Here is a 2607-nt window from a genome sequence, read left to right on the forward strand (position 1 = left end):
TGGATATTACGGTCGGCGGGAGCCAGTGTTCCGCTGTCGGGTGAGCCACTGTTCCGGTTGGGACTGGGCCACCGTGGCGGTGCGGGCTGAGCCGTGGCGCCGCTGGGGCGGGCGGTGGTGTGCCGCCCGCCCGTTGGCGTTGGTCAGTTGAGCTGGTTGAAGTGTTTACGCATGGAATCGTCGCAGTTGAGGACGGTGGTGTGCGCGTTGGTGGTGATCCGGTCGACGATGGCGTCGGCGAGGATCTTTTCGTCCATTCGGTCGTGCCACTGGCCGGGCGGTAGTTGGGTGCAGTAGATCGTCGACGCGGTTTTGTGGCGTCGGTCGATCAGGGTGTGGAGCTGCTGGACCTGCTGGGTCGTCGGCGTCGTGAGGAACCAGTCGTCGATGATGAGCAGGTCGACCTTGACCAGCGTGGCGAGGCAGCGCTTCTTCTGGTCGGTGCGTTCGGCGATCGTGATCCGGTCGAACAGCTCGTTGGCCGACAGGTAGAGCACTTGGCGGTATTGCTGGCAGGCCTTGTTGCCCAATGCGCAGGCCACGTAGGTTTTCCCGGCCCCGGTCGGCCCTTGCAGAATTACGTCTTGATGTTTGACCAGGTAGCTGCCGACGGCGAGCCGGGTGATGAGCTCGGTGTTCACGTCGCGTCCGGGCATGGCTTTGATGTCGCCGATGTCGGCATCGGGCTGGGCCAGAGCGGCCTGGCGGCGAAGCCGGTGCAGCTTGTTGTCTCGCCTGCGCTCGTACTCCCAGTCGACGGCCTGCTTGACCATCTGCGGCCCGGTCAAGACCCCGAGGTCTGTCGTGTCGGCGAGTTTTTCGAAGTACTCGGCCATTCCTGACAGGCGCATTGTCTTGAGCCTGGTGAGGGTTTCGACGTCGATCATGCCCGGCCCCCGTCGGTGGTGTAGTAGTCGGCGCCGCGTATGAAACCCGCGTCGCCCAGCGATGGCGGCGGTGGCGGATCGACCGGTTTCCAACCGGCCCACAGCTTTTTGATCAGCGTGTAGGACGGCGCTGGTGTTGCCGCCAACGCCCGACCGCAGGTGTCTTCCAACCGGGTGATGCCACCAGGTTTTTTGGCCAACGCCATCACGCCCAGGCACGACCGGAAGGACTGCTCGACGATCTTGCGGGACGCCAGGATCGCGTCGATGGCGGCCACAGTGTTCGGGCCGACGGTGGCGGCCCACTGCTCGAAACGTTGCGGTGTCCAATCGATCAGCCGGTTCCGATGCGCCTCGGGCATGTGCGAGGTCACGGTGCAATACCGGCCACGCACCCCCTTGCGCCGCGGATGGGAGGCGACGCGTTCGGTGCCGTCGAAGATCTCGACGGTGTGGCTGGTGATGCGCACATCCAACGACCGGCCGATCAGCTTGGCGGGAACCGAGTAGAAATTCTTGTCGACCTGCACGTGATAGTTGGGTCCCACCTTGGCTTTTCGTAGATCCGCCAACTCAAACGGGATTTGCGGCAGTGGGATCAAAAGCGGCTTCTCGTCTCGGACGAACACGATGTGCCGGGAATCTTCCCGCTTCTGGAACGGCCGGGCGTTGATTTCTGCGACCTCGTCGAAGATCGCCTCGTTGAGCTCGGCAAGACCCACGAACCGCCGGTTGCGCAGTACCGCGGCGACCTGGTTGGCGACGAACCGCACGCTGCCCTCGACGACCGGCTTGTCGCGAGGCCGGCGCACCCTGGCCGGGATGATGACGGTGCCGTAATGCTCGGCCATGCGCGCATACGCCGCGTTGAGCGCCGGCTCGTAACGGTCGGCCTTCGACACCCCGGTACGCAGATTATCGGGCACGAGCAGCCGTGCCACGCCCCCAAACGCGTCGAACGTGTGCACATGCGCATCAATCCACGACGCAAGCGTCATATCGGCGAAGGCCTCCACGTACGCATACGCCGAGTACGACAGGGCGGCGACGAACAGCCACGCCTGCAGGGGCTCACCGGTGACCGGGTCGGCGAAGACCATCGAGTCACCAGCCCAATCGACCTCAATCGATTCGCCCGGATCGCGCTGGATGTGCATCGAGGCGCCCGTCGCCTTCACCCAGCGGCGGTACTGTTCGTTGAAGAACGAATACTGATACGGCACCTCGCCGGTCTCCCGGCACTTCGCCACGTACTCGTTCCACAGCAGCAGCAACGTCACCGACGGGCGGGCCAGCTCACGGTGCACATGCTCGAAATCCGGTGCGGCCCGATCAGAGTCGGGCTTGGTCGGCTCGGGCAGCAGCAGGTGGCGGACCTCGAACGCCTCAAGGTCCGCCACCTGCCCAAAACCCACCCCAGCTGTGTTCGCCGCGGCGAACACCGTCGCTACCGTGTTCCGCGAACAGCCCAACGCATCAGCGATGCCACGCTGGGACACACCCTCGGCACGAAGCCGAAGGATTTGCTTGTAGTCGACCATGAAAGGCGACTCCTTTCGTCACGCCCATGCCCCAATGGCACAGACCCGACGAAGGTCCCACGCAACAAGATCAGAACCGGCGCCACGGCTCAGCCCGCACCGCCACGGTGGCCCAGTCCCAACCGGAACAGTGGCTCACCCGACAGCGGAACACTGGCCCCCAGCCAGCGCGATATCCA

Annotated in this window: 2 protein-coding genes; both read right to left on the bottom strand. The window is 64.5% G+C overall.

From position 1 onward, the window contains the following. Positions 1–143: 143 nt before the first annotated feature. Positions 144–887, bottom strand: coding sequence for an ATP-binding protein (locus AC2VON_RS17770; protein ID WP_486954131.1), 744 nt, complete (start codon positions 885–887; stop codon positions 144–146). Next, positions 884–2428: an IS21 family transposase gene (gene istA, locus AC2VON_RS17775; RefSeq protein WP_486954132.1), complete on the bottom strand. Its 1545-nt coding sequence runs from the start codon at positions 2426–2428 to the stop codon at positions 884–886. The genes AC2VON_RS17770 and istA overlap by 4 nt, the downstream gene beginning before the upstream one ends. Between the last annotated feature and the right edge of the window lie 179 nt (positions 2429–2607).

It is taken from the genome of Mycobacterium sp. TH-M82, from assembly GCF_057473605.1.

Bases quoted from the DNA above. Each gene is read 5' to 3' on its own strand.
- istA (WP_486954132.1), bottom strand. From the start codon at position 2,428: ATGGTCGACTACAAGCAAATCCTTCGGCTTCGTGCCGAGGGTGTGTCC.
- AC2VON_RS17770 (WP_486954131.1), bottom strand. From the start codon at position 887: ATGATCGACGTCGAAACCCTCACCAGGCTCAAGACAATGCGCCTGTCA.